We start from the raw sequence: 21,256 nt of genomic DNA on the forward strand, positions 1-21,256 counted from the left end.
GACCGATCAGCGCGCGGCGGCCAGGGCCTTGGTGATCCGCTGGAGCGAGACCGTCTCGGCGGTCCCGAGCTCCTGCGCGAACAGGCTCAAGCGGAACTCCTCGAGCATCCAGCGGGCGTGCACCAGCTCGGGGTGCGCACCCGCTGCCGGCGGGAAGGTGCCCCCCGCGTCGGTGTAGCGGTCGGTTGCGACGGTGACCTCGCGCATCCAGCTGGCGTCGCGACCGGGGTTCTGCAGGAGTTTCTGCACCCGCGCGTCGATGCCCTGCAGGTACACGCGGATGCGCCGGAGCCGGTCCAGCCCGGCGACCGCCACGAAGCCGGGGAACACGAGCCGCTCCATCTGCTGCCGCATGTCGGTCAGCGCTGGGAGCAGGGCCATCGAGTTCGCCTGCTTCATCGACTTCTCGGCCCCACGCTGCGCCGTCAGCACCGCGGCGACCTCCGACACGGCGGTGAACATCGTGTCGACGACGGTGGCGGACACCGCGTCGCGCACCGCCTCGAACTCGACCTTCGTGAACACCAGGCCGTCGGGGTGCGCGCGTCGGATGCCGGCGTCGACGACGGCGGCCAGCACGTCGTCGAACAGCGCCGCCGTCGACGGGTAGGGGCTCGCAGCCAGTGCGAGCTTCTCCTGCGCCGTGAGGTGCGCCTGCACGTACGACACGGGGGAGGGCACCGCGTGCATGACGAGTCGACGGACCCCGGCGGGCATGCTGACCGCACGGTCACCCGGGGTGGCCAGCAGCCGGACGCCGACGGTCGCCTTCGGGCCGTCGCCCTCCTCGACCAAGGACGGGTAGGCACGGATGATGCCACCGGCCTGCTTCGTGTCGAGGACCTGCGGCAGGTCGTCGGACGGCCAGGTGGTGAGACCGGACCGTTCCACCTGCGCGCCGGAGGACGCCCCGGCGACGCGCGCCGCGCCTCCAGGCCGTGCCGCTGCCTTCGTCGTGGCGGCGGCGACGCTCTGCTGTGTGCGGTCCTTGAGCTTGGTCTGCAGGGCGGACAGGTCCTTGCCGGACTCGACGCGGCGACCGCGTTCGTCGACGACCGCCCAGGTCGGCAGCAGGTGCGCGGGAACGCGGGACAGGTCGAAGTCGGCCTCGGTCACGGGCACGTAGGTCATCCGTTGGATGGCCTTGGCGAGGGTGGCCCGGAACGACTCGGTGGGCTCGGTGGGGGCGTCGTCCGGCAGCTCGGCGACGATCTTCTCGGCCCAGTCGGTGGCAGGCACGACGTTCTTGCGGATCTGCTTCGGCAGCGACTTGATGAGGGCGGTGACGAGTTCCCTGCGGAGGCCCCGGACCTGCCAGTCGAACCCCTCCTCGCGCATGCGGGGGAGGAGCGCGAGCGGCACCTGCACGCTGACGCCGTCGTCCTGGGCACCCGGCTCGAACCGGTACCGGATGGCGAGCCGCTGGTCGCCCGAGCGCCACTGCGTCGGGTACTCCTGCTCGTCCTGGGCGGCCTCGGCGGCGTCCTCGTCGAGCAGGTCCTCGCGGCGCATGGTGAGCAACTCCGGCTCGTCGCGGCGGGCCTTCCGCCACCACCCCTCGAAGTCGCGGGTGGTCGCGACGTCGGCGGGGACCCGGGCGTCGTAGAACTCGTACACGCGCTCGTCGTCGAACAGGATGTCGCGGCGGCGGGTGCGCTCCTCGAGCTGTTCGAGTTCCCGCCGGAGCTTCCGGTTGGCACGGTCGAACGTCTGCTGGGAGTCCCACTCGCCCTCCACGAGGGCATGCCGGATGAACAGCTCGCGCGAGTGCTCGGGGTCGACGCGCTTGTACTGCACGCGACGGCGCTGCACGATCGGGACGCCGAACAGCGTGACCCGCTCGTACGCCACGACGGCGCCCTGCTTCTTCTCCCAGTGGGGTTCGCCGTACGTGCGCTTCAGCAGGTCGCCCGCGAGCGGCTCGACCCACGCGGGGTCGATCCGGCCGACGGTGCGGGCGAACAGACGGCTCGTCTCGACGAGCTCGGCGGCCATCACCGCGTCGGGCTGCTTCTTCGCCAGCACGCTGCCGGGGAACACCACGAAGCGGACGTTGCGCGCGCCGAGGTAGTCGCGCTTCTCCTTGTCCCGCAGACCGATCTGGCTGAGGAGTCCGGCGAGCAGGGACCGGTGCACGGCGTCGCCGTCCTCGGAGCGGGACTGCCCGACGCGGACGTCGACCTGCTTGGCGGCGCGCGTGAGCTGGCGGTACAGGTCCTGCCACTCGCGGATGCGCAGGTAGTTCAGGAACTCGGCCTTGCACAAGCGGCGGAAGGCGCTCGAGGACAGCTCGTCCTGCTTGTCCTCGATGTGGTTCCAGAGGTTGAGCAGGGTGAGGAAGTCGCTCGTCGGATCGGCGAAGCGGGCGTGCAGCTGGTCGGCGTGCGCGCGCTTCTCCAGCGGGCGTTCGCGGGGGTCCTGGATGCTCAGGGCGCTGACGATCGCGACGACCTCGCGGCCCACGCCCTGTCGTCCGGCCTCGAGCACCATCCGCCCGAGCCGCGGGTCGATCGGCAACCGGGTGAGCTGGCGACCGGTCTTCGTGATCCGACCGTCGCTGTCGACCGCGCGGAGTTCGCGCAGCAGGTCGAGACCGTCCTTGACGCCCCGGGAGTCCGGCGGCTGCAGGAACGGGAAGCGCTCGATGTCGCCGAAACCGAGCGAGATCATCTGCAGGATCACCGCGGCCAGGTTCGTGCGGAGGATCTCCGGGTCGGTGAACTCCGGACGGCGGGCGAAGTCGTCCTCGGAGTAGAGCCGGATCGCGATGCCCGCGCTCGTGCGGCCGGCACGTCCGGAGCGCTGGTTCGCGCTCGCCTGGCTGATCGCCTCGATGGGCAGGCGCTGCACCTTGGCCCGCGGCGAGTACCGCGAGATGCGGGCGGTACCCGTGTCGATCACGTACTTGATGCCCGGCACCGTCAGGCTGGTCTCCGCCACGTTGGTCGCGAGGACGACGCGGCGCCGGATCCCCGGGGTGCTCCGACGTTCGAACACCCGGTGCTGGTCGGCCGGGGACAGACGCCCGTAGAGGGGCAGGACCTCGGTGCCCGGGTAGCGCTTGCCCTCGATGGCGTCCTGGGCATCGCGGATCTCGTTCTCGCCGGACAGGAACACGAGCACGTCGCCCGGGTCCTCGCGCGAGAGTTCGTCGAGGGCGTCGGTGATGCCCTGCAGCACGTCGCGGTCGTCGGCCGTGTTGCCGCTGTCACCGGTGCGCGAGTCGGACTCGTCGTCCTGGTCGTCGTCGGCGTCGTCGGCGACGAGTGGGCGGTACCGGACCTCGACCGGGTAGGTGCGCCCCGACACCTCGATGATCGGGGCGTCGCCGAAGTGCCGTGAGAACGACTCCGGGTCGATGGTGGCACTCGTGATGACGACCTTGAGGTCCGGACGCCGGGGCAGCAGCCGCTTGAGGTAGCCGAGCAGGAAGTCGATCGTCAGGGACCGCTCGTGGGCCTCGTCGATGATGATCGTGTCGTAGCGCTCCAGGTCGCGGTCGAAGTGGATCTCGTTGAGCAGGATCCCGTCGGTCATCAGCTTGATGCGGGTGTTGCCGGACACCTTGTCGGTGAACCGCACCTGGTAGCCCACGAGGTCGCCCAGCTCGCTGCCGAGTTCCTCGGACACGCGCTCCGCGATGGTCCGCGCGGCGATCCGCCGGGGCTGGGTGTGCCCGATCGACTGGCGGCCGAGCTCCAGGCAGATCTTCGGCAGCTGCGTCGTCTTGCCCGAGCCCGTGGCACCGGCGACGATCACGACCTGGTGGTCGCGGATCGCGGCGGCGATGTCGTCCCGCCGCTGCGACACCGGCAGTTCGGGCGGGAAGGTGATGACGGGCGTGGCAGACATGAGCATTCCAGGATAGCGGTCCGGCGGACGGTGGTGGGCCCTCGGCGATGTCGATCGGCGGCGTCCGCCCGCCGAGCTCAGCGCAGCTGGTCGACGAGTTCCTCGTCGGAGCGCGCCGGCAGTGCGCACACGTGGTCGTGGCAGACGTAGGCGGCCGGAGCGGAGCCGTCCCGACCGTCGAACAGGGAGAACCCGGCACCGGCCCACGCACGCGCCTGCTCCGGTGTCACGGTCGCGATCACCGTCCCGGGACGACGGGCGTCGCGAGCGGCGGCACGCATGGGGTCGTCCGCGTCGGCCGACACCACGACGACCTCGCGCGAGGGTCGCTGCACCGACAGCGCGACCCCGAGCGCGTCCGCGTGCCCCAGCAGCCGATCGGTACCCGTGCGGGCGCGGTCGGCGACCAGGGACGCCGCCGCGGTCCGCAACGCGTCGTCGCCGGTCAGGGCCGCCAGCGTCGCAGCCGCCGACGCCAGCGCGACGGTCCCGGACCGCAGCGCCGTCTGCGGCTGCTCGCCCGTCGCGGTCCCCGCGGCCTGCAGCACCGGGTCGACGCCGAAGCTCCCGGCGAGCCCGTCGTCGACCAGGGACCTGGCGGTCTCCGCGTAGCCGACCTCGCCCGTGACGAGCGCGAGCTCGAGCAGCCCCTCGGCCAGCAGACCGACGTCCTCGACGGTGGGCGGCGCGGACGACGTGCCGTGGGAGGTGCTCGACCGCACGACGACGTGCCCGTCCCGCACGTGCGCGGCGAGCACCGCGTCCGCCGCGTCGCGGGCGAGCGCGACCATCTCGGGATCGCCGTGGCGGGCTCCTGCCACCGCGAGCCCGCGCACCGCCAGCCCGTTCCACCCCGTCAGCACCTGGTCGTCGAGGGGCGGCGGATCGAACCGTCCCCGTTCGGCGAGGGGCAACCGGTACCACTCGCCCTCCACACGACGGCCGTCGATGGTCGACTCGCTGTCCTGCGCCGCGACGAACGCACCGTCCGGGCGCCGCAGCGTGTCACGGAGGAAGTCCGCGATGCCGCGTGCCTGCTCGGCGCCGGCGACCGCGAGCAGCCCGGCGTTGTCGTAGAGCATCCGCTCGTAGTGCGGCACGCTCCAGTCGCGCTTCGTCGCGTACCGGAACACCCCGCCGTCGGCATCCGTCAACTCGGTCGACCGGATGGCCTGCAGGCTCCGGTCGAGCAGCGCGCGCGCGACCTCGTCGCCGTCGGCTCCGACGTCGGCGAGGAACTCGAGCAGGGGCGCGCTCGGGAACTTCGGAGCGCCACCGAACCCGCCGTACGTGGTGTCCTCGGCGGAGACGAGCTGCGCGGTCACCGCCCGGATCGCGTCGACGGACGGGAGGCGCGGGTCGACCCCGTCGCCCGTCCCACCGCCACGGGCGGCCGCGTCCGCCTCGGCACCCTGCCGGATCGCCGTCGCGATCGCACCCGCGTTGGCGTCGACCTCGTGCCGCCGTTCCTCCCAGGCGTCGAGCACCGCGGCGAGGACCTGGCGGAACGAGCCGACCTGCCCGACCGGGGACGGCGGGTAGTACGTGCCGGCGAAGAACACCCGGCCCTCGGGCGTCGTGAAGGCCGTCAACGGCCACCCCAGCTGCTGCGTGAACGCGCTCGCCGACGCCATCAGGCTGGCGTCCACGTCGGGACGTTCCTCGCGGTCGACCTTCACAGCGACGAAGTCCCGTCGGAGCAGCTCGCCGATCGCGGGGTCCGAGAAGCTCTCGCGCGCCATGACGTGGCACCAGTGGCACGTGGCGTACCCCACCGAGACGAGCACCGGCACGTCACGCTCCCGTGCCTCGGCGAAGGCCTCCGGTCCCCACTCACGCCAGTCGACGGGGTTGTCGGCGTGGAGTCGGAGGTACGGGCTGACCGCGGTCTCGAGCCGGTTGTCGTTCATGGTCCCAGCGTGCCCCGGCGGCGCTGGACGGTCTGCCCGTCGCGGCGATCGGTGGACAGGCGCGCACCGTCCACAGGGGTCAGGCCGGCAACCAACCCGTGACGGATGCGAGCGCCGTCGCGACCGCGGACGGCGTCAGGCCGTCCGTGTCCACCCGGGTGACCGTGCCGGCGGCGGCCGTGTCGAGCCTCCTGGCCGTCTCCGTGCTGTGCGCGAGCTGCGCCCCGGGGACCGGACCGCCGGCGCGACGCGCGAGGCGGGCTGCGGTCGTGGCATCGGAGGCGCGCAGCAGCACCGCACGGACGACCGGGTCGTCGCCCATCGCGGCGGACAGACGCTCGTGCTCGAGCACGGAGACGGTGTTCGTGAAGACGAGCCGGTGGTACCCGAGCTCGCGGTACGCCGCCCACATGGACCTGAGGTTGCGCTCCGCCAGTCGGGCGTCGGGGTGGGCGAGGTGGGGTGCCGGGTACGCGAGGTCGAGGAGGTCGCCGTCGATGACGGCGTGCGGGACGTCCGCCGCGCGCAGCAGGTCGTGGAGCGCCTCGGCAGCGGTGGTCTTGCCGACGCCCGACCGGCCGCCGACGAACAGGACCTCCGACCGGGGCACCGTGTCAGCTCCGGCCGAGGGAGAGCAGCGCCAGGGCGGCGTCCTCGGGCCCGTAGTCGAACATGCGGTCCCAGAACGGGTCGGCCGCCCACGGGACGTCCCCGTCGGCGGGCACGGCGTGCGCCGTCTCGAGCAGCCAGTCGACCTCGGGGCGCACCGCATCGGCGTACCGGGGCGGTCGCCAGCCGAGCGCCCGCGCCGCCGAGGTGTCGAGGACGAACGGCGAGGGCGAGCTCCACGGCGTCGTGCCGACGAACGCCGGGGCGTCCTGGTCGAGCAGGACCTCGTCGAACCGGTGGTCGACGAGCGCCGCCAGTGCCCGGACGATCTCGAGCACGTCCGGAGCGGTCTCGTCCGCCACGTTGAGGATGCGGCGGTCGGGAGCGTCGGCGACGAGCCGCACGAGCGACGCGATCCCGCTCGCGGCCGTGGTGTGGTCGACACCGCGCCCGTGGTCGGCGAGCAGGATGCGCTCCCGCCCGTCGAGCGCCCGGCGCACCACGAACCACTCCCGGGGACGACCGATGGCGGCGCCGTACACCTTCGAGGGGCGCAGCACCGTGACCGGTGCGCCGTGGTCGAGCAGGACCTGCTCGGCGGCGACCTTCGCGGCGCCGTAGCCGTCGCGCGAGGTCGGGTCGCCGTCGCCGGCGACGACGGTCGGCTGCAGTTCCGTGACGGGTCCGCCGAACACGGGCTTGTCGAACGCGTTCGCGTGGCGACCCTGGTCGTCGACGTACACGGCCTTCGACGACACGAACACGGTCGAGCCGACGTCGTCGAGGAACGGGCGGAGCTGCAGCGCGTCGTCGCGGGTGAGCCCGACGGTGTCCACGAGCAGGTCGGCGCCGGGGCGCAGGAGCTCGCGGAGCACGCTCGTGTCGCGACGGTCGCCGGGGACGAACGTGGCGCCGGCGGCGGTCAGGGCGTCGGCGGTCGTGCCCCCGCGCCGGGCCACGAACTCGACCTGCCAGTCGTCACCGCCACGGCCCGACACGTCGAGCAGGTCGCGGACCACGGCCGAACCGATGCCGCCGGTACCGCCGAGGACGACCGCGCGTCTGGTGCTCATGCGGCAACGCTAGTGCCGCCGGGGCAGCACGGGCGACGGTGCCCCGTCAGGACGCGACCATATCCGGTTCGAGGCGCCACCACTCGGCGAGGGAGCCGTCGTACACCTTGACCCGGTCGTGGCCGAGCACGGTCAGGGCCAGGGCGTCGACGCACGCTGCGCTGCCGACACCGCAGTAGGTGACGATCTCGTCGGCGTCGAGGACGGGGGCGAACACCTCGGCCAGGGCGGCGCGGCGGCGGAGCGTGTTCGTCTCGGGGTCGATCACGTCGTCGGTGGTGATCGGGGTGCTGCCCGGCACGACGCCCGGGTGGTCCCTGCCGAGCACCGACGGGGGCGCTGCCAGCACGACGGCGGCAGGCTCCTCGCCGCGGACGGCGCGCAGGACGCGGTCGTGGTCAGCCCAGAACGGGCGTTCCTCACCAGCCAGGAAGGGCTCGGCGGAGGGTGCTGTGCCACCGTGGCGGAGCGGCCCGACACGGACCGGGCGTCCCTCGTCCCGCCACTTCGAGAACCCGCCGTCGAGCACCGCGACGTGGTCGAAGCCGAACGCGCGGAAGATCCACCACAGGCGTGCGGCCCACTCGCCGACGCTGTCGTCGTAGACCACGACGGTGGAGGTGTTCGTGACGCCGACGGCCCGTGCTGCGGACTCGAACCGCTCGGCGCTCGGCCGGGTGAACGGGAGTGCGGTGTCCGGCGCCGAGAAGTCGTCGACGAGATCGGCGTAGCGCGCGCCGGGGACGTGTCCGTGCTGCTCGTACGCGTCACGGGCGCCTTGCCACTGCATCGCCGTGCCGACCCCGTCGGTCATCACCGAGGCATCGAGGACGACGAGTTCGTCGGCTCCGATGTGGTCGGCGAGCCACTGCGTCGACACGAGCGGCGAGGTCAGGACGGGGGCCATGGGGCTCACCATAACCGGGTCCTCCGACGGGGTCCGGGGAGTCCGACACAGTGCGCAATGCCGCTGTCCGGACCACGAGGATCGCCGAATCCGCTGCGACGAGAACCGGTTTCGTCCGGCACTCGTTCGATGCCTGCAGCACCGAGGCGACATCCCTCGCGTCGGTGCACGCGAGGGATGTCGCAGGAGGACCGCCGGTACCGAGGTCTCCGGGGCCGACTAGTGCGCTGCGGTCGGGATGCTGCCCGTGGTGGCGGCCGACGCGTGCTCGAGCTTCGCGAGCCGCACCGACTGCCGGTTGATGAGCAGGCCGCCGGCGAGGGCGACGAGCACGAGCACGCCCGCCGAGATGCCGAACGCGACGTGGTAGCCGTCGATGACGGCCTGCGCCTGCTGCAGCTTCGTCGGCGCGGACGAGAGCCCGGACAGGCTGTCCTCGACGACGTCGGCGAAGATTGTCGACAGCAAGGCCGTGCCGATCGAGCCACCGATCTGCTGCATGGTGTTCACCGTCGCCGAGGCCACGCCGGCGTCCGCCCGGGCCACACCGGTCGTCGCGGTGTTCATCGCGGACGAGAAGATCGTGCCCATGCCGAGGCCGATCACCACGAGCGCCGGCAGGACCGTGCCCGCGTACGAACTGTCGACGTCCGTGCGGAGCAGGAGCAGGAGCCCTGTCGCCGCGACCAGGCCGCCGGCGAAGATGAGCACCTTCGGACCGACGCGGGGGAGGAGACGACCGCCGATCTGCGTCGCCGAGATCATGATCGACAGCGGCATCGGCAGGAACGCCAGACCGGTCTGCAGGGAGCTGAAGCCGAGCGTCTGCTCGAGGTAGTAGGTCAGGAACAAGAAGATCCCGAACATGCCGATCGCCACCAGACCGATCGCGATGAACGCCCCGCCGCGGTCACGGTCGAGCACGACGCGCAGCGGCAGCAGCGGGTGGGCGACGCGCGTCTCGATGAACACGAAGGCGGCGACGAGCAGGACACCTGCGGCGAGCATGACGATCGTGAGCGGTGCGTCCCAGCCGTTCGACTCGGCGTTCGAGAAGCCGTAGACGATGCCCACCAGGCCGGAGGTGATCGTGAGGACACCGGCGACGTCGATGCGCGGCCGCTCCACCTTCGGCGGCGTCGCCATGAACACGAGCGCGCCGATGACGCCGAGGACGGCGAACACCACGTTCACGTAGAGGCACCAGCGCCACGAGGCGTACTCGGTCAGCACGCCGCCGAGGAGCAGGCCGATCGCCGCGCCGGAGCCGGCGATGGACCCGAAGATGCCGAACGCGCGGCCGCGTTCCTTCGGGTCACGGAACGTCGTGGTCAGCATGCCGAGGGCAGACGGAGCGAGCAGGGCGCCGAAGACGCCCTGCAGCGCCCGTGCGGCGACGAGCAGGCCGAAGGAGTCCGCCAGGCCGCCGAGGACCGAGGCCAGGGCGAAGCCCACCAGCCCGATGATGAACGTGTTCTTGCGGCCGAAGAGGTCCCCGAGGCGTCCGCCGAGCAGGAGCAGCGAGCCGAACGCCAGCGAGTACGCGGTGACGATCCACTGCCGCTGGTCGGTGCCGAAGTCGAGGTCTGCCTGCGCCGACGGGAGCGCGATGTTCACGATCGTCGCGTCGAGCACGACCATCAGTTGCGCGAGCGCGATGACCGCCAGCGCGATCCAGCGGTGCTCGGCCTTGCCGGAGCCGGAGCCGGAGCCGGAGCCGGCGCTGGGCCCGGTCGTCGTGGGTGCCGCCCCGGTCGGGGTCGGCACGGTCTGTTCTGCCGTCACGGCAGCCTCCTTCTGGGAAGGGTGGAGGTGGCGGAGCACGCGCCGTCGAGCGCTTCGCGAGGAGGTGGATCCGGATGCATCGCATCCGCTTGTGATCAGTGTAGACCGAAACGGAGCCACCGCATCCGTTTGTTCCCAGAATCTTCAACTACGGTCGACCCGTGAGCACCACCGACTCCGCGCCCGACCTCGAGCGCCCCCTGCGCGCCGATGCCGCGCGCAACCGCGAGCTGATCCTGCAGACGGCACGCAGGTGCTTCGCGGAGCGCGGTCTCTCGGTCACGCTCAACGACATCGCGCACGAGGCCGGCGTCGGTGTCGGGACGGTCTACCGGCGGTTCGCGGACAAGGACGCCCTGATCGAGGCGCTGCTCGCGACCAAGTTCGAGGCGATGAACGACGCCGCCGCCCGCGCCGCGCAGGAGTCCGACCCGCGTGAGGCCCTGCGCGTCTACCTGATGGGCGTGTTCGAGTTCCGCGCGCGCGACCGCGCCCTGGCCGACGCCATCGTGCGCGCTGGACGCGCGCGGCCGTCGATCGTGCACGAGCGGGACCGGCTCGAGCGCCAGGTCGCGACGATCATCGAGCGTGCGTCGGCCGCGGGGGTCGTGCGCGCGGGGTTCGGCTACGCCGACCTGCCGATGCTCACCACGATGGTGGGAGCCGTCGCGGACACCACCCGTGCCCACGACCCGGACGCCTGGCGCCGCTACGCCGAGGTCGTGCTCGAGGGCGTGCTGCCCGGCGGCACCACCGAGCCCATGGTCGGTGCCCCGCTCGACCGCGCTGCCATCGAGCGCGCCCTCCACGGCCAGCCCTGACGGGCGACCGGCGCGGGCGGCGCCGGCGGCCGCCGGATGCGACCGGCGGACGCGACCGGTCGGGACGGCCGGCGACGGGACGCGCCGAGCGCGACACCGGACGGCACGGGAGGCGGGTGGCGGACACGGCCACGTGCCTCCCGTCCGTCGCTCGGGGCTACAGCCAGCTCGGCAGCCAGTAGTGCGACCGGATGAAGTCCCACGGCATCTGCAGCCCGGTCCACATCGGGTACCAGTAGGCGGACGCGAGCACGACCACGCCGAGGTACACGCCGACCCAGACCAGCGCCCGCGTGCGTCGGTGCCGAGGATCGCGCCGCGACCCGGCGACGAGCCCGATCACCGCCGCCAGTGCCATCACGAGGAACGGCTCGAAGGCCACCGTGTAGAACTGGAACACGGTCCGGCCCGTGTACATGAGCCACGGCAGGTACCCACCCGCGACCCCGATCAGCACGAAGCCGTACTCCCAGCGGCGACGCAGCACGAAGAGCACGAGCAGGGCGATCGTCGCGACGACCGAGGCGTACCAGACGAAGGGGTTCGCGATGCCGGTGATGGCCTCGCCGCACCGGTCCGCCCAGCAGCCGTCCTGTCCCGCGTCCGTCCCCTCGTAGTACATGGACGTCGGCCGCTGCATCACGAGCCAGAGCAGCGGGTTCGCCTGGTACGAGTGCGGCGTGTGCAACCCGATGTTGAAGCCGTAGATCTCCGACTGGTAGTGCCACCAGTTCTGGAACGCGTCCGGCACCCACGCCAGCACGCCCGTCCAGCGCTCCCCGCCGGAGGCGATCCAGTCGCGGTCCCAGCCGCCCTCGGTGCGGAACCACCCCGTCCACGACGCCAGGTAGGTCGCGGCGGCGATCGGCACGGTGAGCAGGAACGACACCGGCGCCTGCTGCAGGAACGCACTCGACGACCAGAACGTCACGCCCGCTCGACGCCGCATCATCATGTCGCTCAACACGGAGTACAGCGCGAAGAACGCCAGGAAGTACAGGCCCGACCACTTCGTCGCGGACGCCAGCCCGAGCGCGACACCCATCGCGACCAGCCACGGTCGCCACAGGAGCACGGGGCCCCACAGCGTGTCGCGCCCCGCGTCCGCGCGCCGCACCACCCAGGCGTCCAGCCGGCGCTGGGTCCACCTCCGGTCGAGCAGCAGCGCACCGGCACCGAGCACGACGAAGAACGTCAGGATGCCGTCGAGCAACGTCACCCGCGACAGCACGATCGCCTGCCCGTCGATCGCGAGCAGGAACCCGGCGAGCGTCCCGATCGCCGTCGACCGGAACAGCGACCGTGCGATGACGGCCGTCAGGAACACCGTGGCGGTGCCGAGCACGGCGACCGTGAACCGCCAGCCGAACGAGCTGTCCGCACCGAAGAGCAGCATCCCGAGGCCGATGAGGTACTTGCCGAGCGGTGGGTGCGCGATGAACTCGGCCGCCCGCGAGTACAGGTCCGTCTCCCCGTCCGCGAAGCGCTGATCGGTCGTCGGCGCACCGTCGTCCGAGGAGTTCGCCGGCCAGGTGCCCTCGTACCCGAGGTGCACGATCGACCAGCCGTCCTTGACGTAGTAGGTCTCGTCGAACACGAGCGAGTGCGGGTGCCCGAGGCTGACCAACCGCAGCACCGCGGCGAGCAGCGTGACGGCGAGCGGCCCGGTCCAGCGCCAGACGGCGACACGGCGGGAGGTCGAGAGCACGCGCCCCCACCAGTCGTCGAGACGGGAGCCGACCGGTTCGTCGACGAGGGCGGCGCGGTCGTCGGTCAGCTCGGTGGTCATCGGCAGCATCCTACGGATCGCCGCCATGACCGGACTGCGACCACAATGGGGTGGTGATCGTCCTCGCAGCAACGCCCATCGGCAACCTCGGCGACGCGTCGCGCCGGCTCGTCGAGACCCTGTCGAACGCGAGCGTCGTGGCCGCGGAGGACACCCGCACGGCCATCCACCTCATGCGGGCGCTCGGCATCGAGAACCGGCCGCGGCTCATCGCGCTCCACGAGCACAACGAGCGGGCGAAGGCCTCCGAGGTGGTCGAGCTCGCCCGCGAGGAGGACGTGGTGGTCCTCACCGACGCGGGCATGCCGGCGATCAGCGACCCGGGGTTCCCCCTGGTGGAGGCCGCTGCCGCCGCCGGGGTGACCGTCACCGCCCTTCCCGGTCCGTCCGCGGTGCTCATGGCGCTCGCCGTGTCCGGCCTGCCGACCGACCGGTTCAGCTTCGAGGGCTTCCCCACCCGCAAGGCGGGGGAGCGCCGACGTCTGTTCGCGTCGCTCGCCGGGGAGCAGCGGACGATGGTGTTCTTCGAGTCGCCGCACCGGCTCGCCGACACGCTCGCCGACATGGCCGCCGGCTTCGGCGACGACCGGCGCGGGGTGGTCTGCCGCGAGCTGACGAAGCTCCACGAGGAGGTCCGGCGCGACTCCCTCGCCGCGCTCGCCGCATGGGCGGCCGAGGGCGTGCGGGGGGAGATCTGCATCGTCGTCGAGGGCTCGAGCGGCGCGCTCGACGTCACGAGCATCGAGGACGGTGTGCGGCTGGTGCTCGAGCGGGTCGCCGCCGGATCGCGCATGAAGGAGGCCGCGGCGGCCGTCGCGGACGCGACCGGCCTGTCGAAGCGCGACCTGTACGAGGGCGCGCTGGCGGCGCGCTGACGCCACGAGCCGTCGGCCGGGAGGAACGGGTCGGGCCCGGCGCGCGCCTCCCGTCCGGCTTCTCCACAGGTGGGGCGGGGCGCGTCATGCGGTTCCCGGCCGCCCGTAGGATGGTCCGCATGTCCGACGGGTCCTCGTTCAGCATCACCACGCCGATCTTCTACGTGAACGACGTGCCCCACATCGGGCACGCCTACACCGAGGTCGCCGCGGACGTCCTCGCTCGCTGGCACCGGCAGCGCGGCGACGACACCTGGCTGCTGACCGGCACCGACGAGCACGGGCAGAAGATCCTGCGCACCGCCTCGGCGAACGACGTCTCCCCGCAGGAGTGGGCGGACCGTCTGGTCACCGACGCGTGGAAGCCGCTGCTCGACACGGTCGACGTCGCGAACGACGACTTCATCCGCACCACCGACGAGCGCCACGAGCGCGGCGTGACGGCGTTCCTGCAGAAGCTGTACGACGACGGCTTCATCTACGCCGGTGAGTTCGAGGGCTTCTACTGCGTCGGGTGCGAGGAGTACAAGCAGCCGAGCGACCTCGTTCCCGGCACCGGGCCGTACGAGGGCCAGCAGGTCTGCGCGATCCACTCGATCCCGGTCGAGGTGCTGTCGGAGCGCAACTACTTCTTCCGCATGTCCGACTTCGAGCAGCGGCTGCTCGACCTGTACGAGTCGAACCCGCAGTTCATCCAGCCCGAGAGCGTGCGCAACGAGATCGTCTCGTTCGTCAAGCAGGGCCTGCGCGACCTGTCGATCTCGCGGTCCAGCTTCGACTGGGGCATCCAGATCCCGTGGGACCACGACCACGTGCTCTACGTGTGGTTCGACGCGCTCCTCAACTACGTGACGGCCCTCGGCTACGGCTCCGACGACGACGAGGCGTTCCGGCGCCTCTGGCCGAGCGTGCACATCGTCGGGAAGGACATCGCCCGCTTCCACGCGGTCATCTGGCCGGCCATGCTCATGGCTGCCGGGCTCCCCGTGCCCGAGCGCGTGTTCGGTCACGGATGGCTGCTCGTCGGCGGCGAGAAGATGTCCAAGTCGAAGCTCACCGGCATCGCGCCGTCGGAGATCACGGACACGTTCGGGTCCGACGCCTTCCGCTACTACTTCCTGCGCGCGATCACGTTCGGGCAGGACGGCAACTTCAGCTGGGAGGACATCTCGGCGCGCTACTCGGCGGACCTCGCCAACGGGTTCGGCAACCTGGCGTCGCGCCTCGTCGCGATGCTGCAGAAGTACTTCGACGGCGCGGTCCCCGAGCGCGGCGAACCGACCGACTCCGACCGGGCGGTCGACGCCCTCGCGGTGTCCGTCACCGAGCGTGCCGACGCAGCGATCCAGGCGTTCGCGCCGCACGACGCGATCGCCGCCGTGTGGGAGCTCGTCGACGCCCTGAACGGGTACATCACCGAGCAGGAGCCGTGGGCCCTGGCGAAGGACGAGGCGAAGCGCGAGCGGCTGGGTACCGTCCTCGCCACCGCGTTGCGCGGGCTAGGCACGGTCAACGTCCTGATCTCCCCGGTCATGCCGAAGGCGACCGAGAAGCTCTGGTCCTCGATCGGTGCCGGCGGCTCCGTCGCCGAGCAGCGCATCGACCGTGCTTGGGAGTGGCAGGGCGCGGAGACCGTCGTGCCGCTCGGCTCGGGGCTGTTCCCGCGCATCGAGCAGCAGCCCGAGCAGGGCGCAGCGTGACCGACGCGGCCGACGCCTCGCACGTCCGGGCTCGGGGCGAGGGACCGACGGGTGGCTCGAAGCGCGACCTGAGCTACCCGCCGCTGCCGCAGGCGCTCGTCGTGCCCGTGTACGACAACCACACCCACATGGAGATCGCCGACGGCGTCGGCGAGGGCGGCGACGGCCCGCTCGACTACCGCGAGCACCTCGACCGGGCGTCGAGCGTCGGCGTCCGCGGCGTCGTGCAGGTCGGCACCGACCTCGCGACCTCCGAGTGGTCCGCGCAGATCGCCGCGCGCGAGCCCCGCGTGCTGGCCGCCGTCGCGTTGCACCCGAACGAGGCCCCCGTCCTCGACGAGCAGGGGCTCCTCGACGAGCACCTCGCCGGCATCGAGCGTCTCGCGGCGTTGCCCCGTGTCCGCGCGATCGGCGAGACCGGCCTCGACTTCTTCCGGACCGGCGAGGACGGCCGCGCCGCGCAGATCCGCTCGTTCGAGGAGCACATCCGCATCGCCAAGGAGCACGACCTCGCCCTGACGATCCACGACCGTGACGCGCACGACGCCGTGGTCGAGGTGCTCGACCGCGTCGGCGCTCCCGAGAAGACCGTGTTCCACTGCTTCTCCGGCGGCCCCGACCTCGCACGGCTCTGCGCCGAGCGCGGGTGGTACATGTCGTTCGCCGGCACGGTGACGTTCAAGAACGCGCAGCCGCTCCGCGATGCGCTGCAGGTCGCACCCCGTCACCTCGTCATGATCGAGACCGACGCGCCGTTCCTCACGCCGACCCCGTACCGCGGGCGGCCGAACGCGCCGTACCTCATCCCGCTCACGCTGCGGTCGATGGCCGAGACCCTCGGCACCGACGCGTCGATGCTCGCGGCGCAGATCGCCTCGACCACCGAGCTGGTCTACGGCGCGTGGGACGCCGAACCCGTCACGGTGGACGAGTAGGCGTGGGGGCCCTGCTCGGCCCGGCGGAGATCCGGGACCTCGCGGCGAAGCTCGACGTCACCCCGACGAAGAAGCTCGGCCAGAACTTCGTGCACGACGCGAACACCGTGCGGCGGATCGTCACCGCCGGTCGGGTGACGGCCGACTCCCGCGTGCTCGAGATCGGTCCGGGGCTCGGGTCGCTGACGCTCGGACTGACGGAGACCGGGGCGTCGGTGACGGCGGTGGAGATCGACGGACGGCTCGCGGCGCAGCTGCCGACGACCGTGTCGCTCATGCAGCCCGACGCCCGGCTGCGGGTCGTCCACCAGGACGCGCTCGCCGTCACGGCGGACGAGTTGCCCGAAGCGCCCACGCACGTGGTGGCGAACCTGCCGTACAACGTGTCGGTGCCCGTGCTCCTGCACCTGCTCGCGACCTTCCCGACCATCGAGCGCGTGCTCGTCATGGTGCAGGCGGAGGTCGGCTACCGGATCGCCGCGGGCCCCGGCAGCAAGGTCTACGGCGCCCCGAGCGTCAAGGCGGCCTGGTACGGGGCCTGGTCGATCGCGGGCCAGATCAGCCGCCAGGTGTTCTGGCCGGTCCCGAACGTCGACAGCGTGCTCGTCGGGTTCGACCGGCGGGAGCACCCGGGGGACGACGCGCTGCGGGCGCAGGTCTTCGCGCTCGTCGACGGAGCGTTCCAGCAGCGCCGGAAGATGCTCCGTCAGAGCCTGTCCGGCGTGCTCGGCTCCAGCGCCCGCGCCTCGGAGCTGCTGACCGCCGCCGGCCTCGACCCGACCGCTCGGGGTGAGGCACTGTCGCCGGACGACTTCGTGCAGCTCGGACGGACGGTCCTCGCCGCCGGGGAGGACTGAGCAGGGACGCGAGCATCCGTGGACCTGGCGGACCTACCGCCCTTCCCCGTGACCGCACGCCGACGAGCCCCAGGAGAGCCGCTCGTCCTCCGGCGCACGCCGTCCATCGGCACACTGCAGGAACGGCTGGCTCGCTTGGACGAAGCGTTGGATCCGTCAGGAGAACGATCAGTGTCGTCCACGGTGGTCGTCCCCGAGACCGCCTGACAGATGCCGATGGTGAGATGAACGGTCGGTGCTCGCGCCCCAAGGCGTCGACAGCCGTTGTGTGCTGCATCGGCGACAGCCCGGATCGGGGGAACCGTAGGCTTTGCGGGTGCGCGCTCCTGCCTCCCGTCTCGCCCTGATCATCACGCTCCTGTTCCTCGCCGGTGGCGCGCTCGTCGTCGTCCTCGCGGTCGTGGTCCTCGTCCGAGATGGCCGCGACGACGCCGCGTGGGCGGCCGTCCTGCTCGGGGCGGGCGTGGCTGCCTGGGGGTTGTGGTTCCACCAGCTCACCGACGAGGAGCACACGCCCGCCGGAGCCGAGCCGCAGGCCGCACGGAACCGCGTCGGGACCGTCGCGATGGTCGCTGTCCTGGCCGGGGGCGCCTACTGGACGGTCCGTGGCCCGTTGGACCGGACCGTGGCCGAGTCGCTCCTCGTCACCGCCATCGTGCTGGGACTCTGGGCGCTGAACCGGGGTCTCGATGCACGGATCCGGCGTCGGCGTGCCGCCAGCGAGGTCGACTGACGACACCGACTGCGTTCCCTGCCCGCCCCGGCCCTCCGCTCTGGCGCTCCACCGCCGTACGCTGTCGCCATGACGAGCGGCCCGGTACGGACCCACACGCAGGGCATGGCAGCCGATCGCGTGACCGCGGCGACCGGCAGGTCGCCGGATGACTGGTACGCCCTGCTCGATGCGGCGGACGGTCGCTCGATCGGGCACACCGCCATCGCAGCGCACCTCGTCACGCTCGGCGTGGACCCGTGGTGGGCGCAGGGCGTGACCATCGGCTACGAGCAGTCGCGGGGACTCCGGATCCCCGGGCAGCGGTCCGACGGCACCTTCGCCGTGTCCGCGTCGCGGCAGGTGCCGGGCGAGCGTGAGACCGTCCTCGACCGGATCGTGCCGCTGTGCGTGGAGGTGTTCGGCTTCGCGCCCACGTCGAAACGTCGCGGTGGCAAGCGCCCCTCCGCGCGGTGGACCTTCCCTGACGGTGAGTCCGTCCTCGTGAACACCGAGGACGGCCCCCGTCCCGGAACGGTCCGGATCGCGGCCCAGCGAGAACGCCTGACCGGTCCGGACCGCATGCCCGAGGCGAAGACGAGCCTGCAGGAGCTCCTCGCCCGGTTCTAGTGCCCGCGGCCGGCCATCGCCTCGAGGATCTGCTGGTGCGTCCCGTCACGCTCGGCCCAGCGCAGCGGCTCCACGTTCTGCACGAGGATCTCCGGCGCCGCACCCGACTCGAGCAGACCCATGACCTCCTCGGTGAAGGCATCGAGGGGCATCCCGCCGAAGTCCGCGCCGCCCATCAGGTCCGTCTGCACCGCCGGTGGCACGAGCTCCAGCACGGAGACGGAGCTGCCGGTGAGCTGCTGCCGGAGCGCCTGCGTGTACGAGTGCACGGCCGCCTTGGTCGCGTTGTAGGTCGGCGTCGCGGTGAGCGGCACGAACGCGAGCCCGGACGACACCGTGATCAGCGTTGCGGCGGGGCGGGAGAGCAGGTGCGGGAGGAACGCGTCGATGAGGCGGATCGTCCCGACCAGGTTGGTCCGGACGGTCTCGAGCGCGTCGTCGATGTGCCCGGGGTCGCGGAGGTCCTCGTTCCGCATGATGCCGGACATGGTGACCACGGTGTCGAGTTCCGGGTAGCGGGCGGTGACGTCCGCGGCCGCCGTGGCGATCGACTGCGCGTCGGCGACGTCGATCGTGGCGGTGCCGAATCCGTGCTCTGCGGCGAGGGCGTCGAGGCGGTCCTGCCGCCGGCCCCCGATGACGACGGTGCTGCCGGCGGCGCGCAGCCGCTGGGCGAGCGCGAGGCCGAGGCCCGAGGTCGCGCCGGAGATGAAGACGGTGCTGTTCGTGGTGTCCATGCCGACCACGATGCTCCTGGGGTCGGGGCGGCTCCAGGCCGCGGTCATCGGGGGACCGTCGATCCCTGGCTCGGCCGTGACGGAGACGGCAGCATGGACCCATGGACCGACCCGCGCTCGCCGACTTCCTGCGCCGCCGCCGCGAGTTGCTGCGCCCCGAGGACGTCGGGCTGGGCAGCGGTGCTCGCCGACGGACGCCCGGGCTCCGTCGCGAGGAGGTCGCGGCGCTCGCCGGCATGAGCGTCGACTACTACACGAGGCTCGAGCAGCAGCGCGGACCGCAGCCGTCGGAGCAGATGATCGCGGCGATCGCCCGGGCGCTCCGGTGCAGCCTCGACGAGCGCGACCACCTGTTCCACCTCGCCGGTCACACCGCCCCGGTCCGGATGCACCGCGCCGACCACGTCGACCCGGCGATCCTGCGCGTGCTCGACCGGCTGGAGGACACCCCGGCGATCGTGGTGAGCCACCTCGGTGAGACGCTCGTCGAGAACCGGCTCGCCCGGGCGCTGCTCGGGGGTTCGGTCGACCTGCCGGGGAACGAGCGCTACCAGGCGTGGCGGTGGTTCGTCTCGGGGACGGAGCAGGCGAAGTACGCGCCCGAGCAGCACGAGCGGCTCGGTCGAGTGGTGGTCGCATCGCTCCGTGCGGCCGTCGGGCTCGCGGGGCCGAACGATCGCCGGGCGACAGAGCTCGTCGCTGCGCTGCAGGGCCGCAGCCCGGCGTTCCGAGAGCTCTGGGAGCGGCACGAGGTCGCGACGAGGTGGTCGGACAACAAGACGATCGTGCAGCCCGAGCTCGGCCGGATCACCGTCGACTGCCAGGTGCTGCACACCGACGACCAGGCGCAGGCGCTCCTGCTGTTCACGGCGCCCCCGGGCAGCGAGGACGCGCAGAAGCTGGAACTGCTCGGCGTCCTCGGCACCCAGCAGTTCGACGCCGAGCCGACCCCGCGCTGAGGCTCGGCCGCAACGGCGCGTCACACACCTGGCACCCTCAGGGTCGGCGTGCCTAGGGTGGCCCGGTGACAACTCCGCGCGTGTACGTCATCCACGAGAACCCCGAGTGGTTCCCGCCGTTCGCCGCTGCCTTCGAGGCGGAGGGCGTGCCGGTCGAGGAACTCCTGCTCACCGACGGCGGTGCCGTCGGCAGCATCGACCTGTCGGCCGAGCCGGCTCCCGGCGTCTACTGGTCGCGCATGTCGGCCAGCTCGCACACGCGCGGCAACGAGCACAGCAAGGAGTACGCCCGCGCGCTGCTCGGCTGGCTCGAGCGCGCCGGTGCGACGGTCGTGAACGGCAGCCACGTCCTCGAACTCGAGGTCTCCAAGGTCGCCCAGCACGGCCTGCTCCGCGACGCCGGGTTCGACGTGCCCCGCACGACCGCGGTGTTCGGCACGGCCTCGCTCCGCGACGCGGCCCGGACCTTCACGGGCGGCGAGGACTTCCCCTTCATCACCAAGCACAACCAGGGCGGCAAGGGCCTCGGGGTCCGCCGGTTCGACACCCTCGCCGAGTTCGACGCCTACGTCGACAGCCCCGAGTTCGAGGAACCCGTCGACGGCATCACGCTGCTCCAGGAGCTCCTGACGGCTCGCGAGCCGTTCATCACCCGCGCCGAGTTCGTCGGCGGTGAGTTCGTCTACGCGGTCCGCGTCGACACGAGCGCCGGCAGCTTCGAGCTCTGCCCCGCGGACGCGTGCGAGGTGCCCCAGGTCATCGCCGGTGCGGTCTGCGACGTCCCCGGAACCGAGGCGCCCGGCGCTCCGGCGGCCTTCAGCGTCCGCGACGAGGTCACGGCCGAGCACCCGCTCGTGCAGCAGCTGCGGACCTTCCTGGCCGACCAGGGCATCCAGATCGCGGGCGTGGAGTTCATGGAGACCACGGACGGCCGCACCGTCGTCTACGACGTCAACACGAACACGAACTACAACCCCGCCGTCGAGGCGGTCGCCCCGGTCTCCGGGCCGCGCGCGATCGCGCGCCTGACGGGCGCGCTCCTGGAGCAGCGCTACGCAACGGCTGCTGCCGGCGTGGCGACCACGGCCTGAGACGACACCACCCA

At 72.1% G+C, this 21,256-nt stretch carries 17 protein-coding genes; 9 read left to right on the plus strand and 8 right to left on the minus strand.

Going from position 1 to position 21,256, the window contains the following annotated elements; all coding sequences use genetic code 11:
* Window positions 1–6: 6 nt before the first annotated feature.
* The 6 genes from hrpA to DEJ23_RS05080 all read right to left on the minus strand — a co-directional run bounded on the left by hrpA (window position 7) and on the right by DEJ23_RS05080 (window position 10,136).
* Complete coding sequence (gene hrpA / locus DEJ23_RS05055) at window positions 7–3,852, minus strand: ATP-dependent RNA helicase HrpA (RefSeq protein WP_111239297.1); 3,846 nt, start codon at window positions 3,850–3,852, stop codon at window positions 7–9.
* A gap of 77 nt (window positions 3,853–3,929) precedes the next feature.
* A complete protein-coding gene (locus DEJ23_RS05060; RefSeq protein ID WP_111239175.1) occupies window positions 3,930–5,762 on the minus strand; it encodes a thioredoxin domain-containing protein in 1,833 nt (610 codons plus the stop codon).
* A 79-nt stretch (window positions 5,763–5,841) separates the two neighbouring features.
* Complete coding sequence (locus tag DEJ23_RS05065; RefSeq protein ID WP_111239176.1) at window positions 5,842–6,372, minus strand: ATPase; 531 nt, start codon at window positions 6,370–6,372, stop codon at window positions 5,842–5,844.
* A gap of 4 nt (window positions 6,373–6,376) precedes the next feature.
* A complete protein-coding gene (locus DEJ23_RS05070) occupies window positions 6,377–7,444 on the minus strand; it encodes an NAD(P)-dependent oxidoreductase (protein ID WP_111239177.1) in 1,068 nt (355 codons plus the stop codon).
* A gap of 46 nt (window positions 7,445–7,490) precedes the next feature.
* On the minus strand, window positions 7,491–8,351 hold the full coding sequence (locus DEJ23_RS05075; RefSeq protein ID WP_181429122.1) for a sulfurtransferase: 861 nt from the start codon (window positions 8,349–8,351) through the stop codon (window positions 7,491–7,493).
* Window positions 8,352–8,570: 219 nt separating this feature from the next.
* Window positions 8,571–10,136 carry an MFS transporter gene (locus DEJ23_RS05080; protein WP_111239179.1) on the minus strand — a complete coding sequence of 522 codons (1,566 nt, stop codon included), beginning with the start codon at window positions 10,134–10,136 and terminating at the stop codon, window positions 8,571–8,573.
* A gap of 161 nt (window positions 10,137–10,297) precedes the next feature.
* Here DEJ23_RS05080 and DEJ23_RS05085 point away from each other — a divergent pair, with 161 nt between their 5' ends.
* Complete coding sequence (locus DEJ23_RS05085; protein WP_111239180.1) at window positions 10,298–10,957, plus strand: TetR/AcrR family transcriptional regulator; 660 nt, start codon at window positions 10,298–10,300, stop codon at window positions 10,955–10,957.
* Window positions 10,958–11,114: 157 nt separating this feature from the next.
* Here DEJ23_RS05085 and DEJ23_RS05090 read toward each other — a convergent pair whose 3' ends face one another.
* Window positions 11,115–12,746 (minus strand): dolichyl-phosphate-mannose--protein mannosyltransferase, encoded by a 1,632-nt coding sequence (locus DEJ23_RS05090; RefSeq protein ID WP_111239298.1) that lies wholly within the window; start codon window positions 12,744–12,746, stop codon window positions 11,115–11,117.
* A 53-nt stretch (window positions 12,747–12,799) separates the two neighbouring features.
* Here DEJ23_RS05090 and rsmI point away from each other — a divergent pair, with 53 nt between their 5' ends.
* From rsmI to DEJ23_RS05120, 6 genes are all read left to right on the plus strand, one after another.
* Window positions 12,800–13,621: a 16S rRNA (cytidine(1402)-2'-O)-methyltransferase gene (gene rsmI / locus DEJ23_RS05095; RefSeq protein ID WP_111239299.1), complete on the plus strand. Its 822-nt coding sequence runs from the start codon at window positions 12,800–12,802 to the stop codon at window positions 13,619–13,621.
* A 119-nt stretch (window positions 13,622–13,740) separates the two neighbouring features.
* The gene (gene metG / locus DEJ23_RS05100; protein WP_111239181.1) at window positions 13,741–15,321 is read left to right on the plus strand and encodes a methionine--tRNA ligase; all 1,581 of its coding nucleotides are present in this window, start codon (window positions 13,741–13,743) and stop codon (window positions 15,319–15,321) included.
* Complete coding sequence (locus DEJ23_RS05105; protein ID WP_181429123.1) at window positions 15,318–16,256, plus strand: TatD family hydrolase; 939 nt, start codon at window positions 15,318–15,320, stop codon at window positions 16,254–16,256. Before metG ends, DEJ23_RS05105 begins: the two co-directional genes overlap by 4 nt.
* A 2-nt stretch (window positions 16,257–16,258) precedes the next feature.
* The gene (gene rsmA / locus DEJ23_RS05110) at window positions 16,259–17,113 is read left to right on the plus strand and encodes a 16S rRNA (adenine(1518)-N(6)/adenine(1519)-N(6))-dimethyltransferase RsmA (protein WP_111239182.1); all 855 of its coding nucleotides are present in this window, start codon (window positions 16,259–16,261) and stop codon (window positions 17,111–17,113) included.
* Window positions 17,114–17,429: 316 nt separating this feature from the next.
* Window positions 17,430–17,846, plus strand: coding sequence for a hypothetical protein (locus DEJ23_RS05115; protein ID WP_111239183.1), 417 nt, complete (start codon window positions 17,430–17,432; stop codon window positions 17,844–17,846).
* 69 nt (window positions 17,847–17,915) lie between these two features.
* Window positions 17,916–18,455, plus strand: a complete 540-nt coding sequence (locus tag DEJ23_RS05120; protein ID WP_146240196.1) for a hypothetical protein — start codon at window positions 17,916–17,918, stop codon at window positions 18,453–18,455.
* Here the strand turns inward: DEJ23_RS05120 and DEJ23_RS05125 are convergent.
* Window positions 18,452–19,192: an SDR family oxidoreductase gene (locus DEJ23_RS05125; protein ID WP_111239301.1), complete on the minus strand. Its 741-nt coding sequence runs from the start codon at window positions 19,190–19,192 to the stop codon at window positions 18,452–18,454. The two genes, DEJ23_RS05120 and DEJ23_RS05125, sit on opposite strands and share 4 nt — an antisense overlap.
* 101 nt (window positions 19,193–19,293) lie before the next feature.
* On the opposite strand from DEJ23_RS05125, the gene DEJ23_RS05130 reads away from it, so the two are divergent.
* A complete protein-coding gene (locus DEJ23_RS05130; protein ID WP_111239185.1) occupies window positions 19,294–20,151 on the plus strand; it encodes a helix-turn-helix transcriptional regulator in 858 nt (285 codons plus the stop codon).
* A 65-nt stretch (window positions 20,152–20,216) separates the two neighbouring features.
* A complete protein-coding gene (locus DEJ23_RS05135; RefSeq protein ID WP_111239186.1) occupies window positions 20,217–21,242 on the plus strand; it encodes a RimK family alpha-L-glutamate ligase in 1,026 nt (341 codons plus the stop codon).
* Window positions 21,243–21,256 lie beyond the last annotated feature (14 nt).

The organism is Curtobacterium sp. MCSS17_008 (assembly GCF_003234185.1).
Classification (GTDB): Bacteria; Actinomycetota; Actinomycetes; order Actinomycetales; family Microbacteriaceae; genus Curtobacterium.

What these genes read in the sequence shown, in the direction of transcription:
- DEJ23_RS05075 (WP_181429122.1), bottom strand. Translation starts at nt 8,351, where the DNA reads ATGGCCCCCGTCCTGACCTCGCCGCTCGTGTCGACGCAGTGGCTCGCC.
- metG (WP_111239181.1), top strand. Translation starts at nt 13,741, where the DNA reads ATGTCCGACGGGTCCTCGTTCAGCATCACCACGCCGATCTTCTACGTG.
- DEJ23_RS05125 (WP_111239301.1), bottom strand. Translation starts at nt 19,192, where the DNA reads ATGGACACCACGAACAGCACCGTCTTCATCTCCGGCGCGACCTCGGGC.
- DEJ23_RS05120 (WP_146240196.1), top strand. Translation starts at nt 17,916, where the DNA reads ATGACGAGCGGCCCGGTACGGACCCACACGCAGGGCATGGCAGCCGAT.
- DEJ23_RS05070 (WP_111239177.1), bottom strand. Translation starts at nt 7,444, where the DNA reads ATGAGCACCAGACGCGCGGTCGTCCTCGGCGGTACCGGCGGCATCGGT.
- DEJ23_RS05060 (WP_111239175.1), bottom strand. Translation starts at nt 5,762, where the DNA reads ATGAACGACAACCGGCTCGAGACCGCGGTCAGCCCGTACCTCCGACTC.
- hrpA (WP_111239297.1), bottom strand. Translation starts at nt 3,852, where the DNA reads ATGTCTGCCACGCCCGTCATCACCTTCCCGCCCGAACTGCCGGTGTCG.
- DEJ23_RS05130 (WP_111239185.1), top strand. Translation starts at nt 19,294, where the DNA reads ATGGACCGACCCGCGCTCGCCGACTTCCTGCGCCGCCGCCGCGAGTTG.
- DEJ23_RS05090 (WP_111239298.1), bottom strand. Translation starts at nt 12,746, where the DNA reads ATGACCACCGAGCTGACCGACGACCGCGCCGCCCTCGTCGACGAACCG.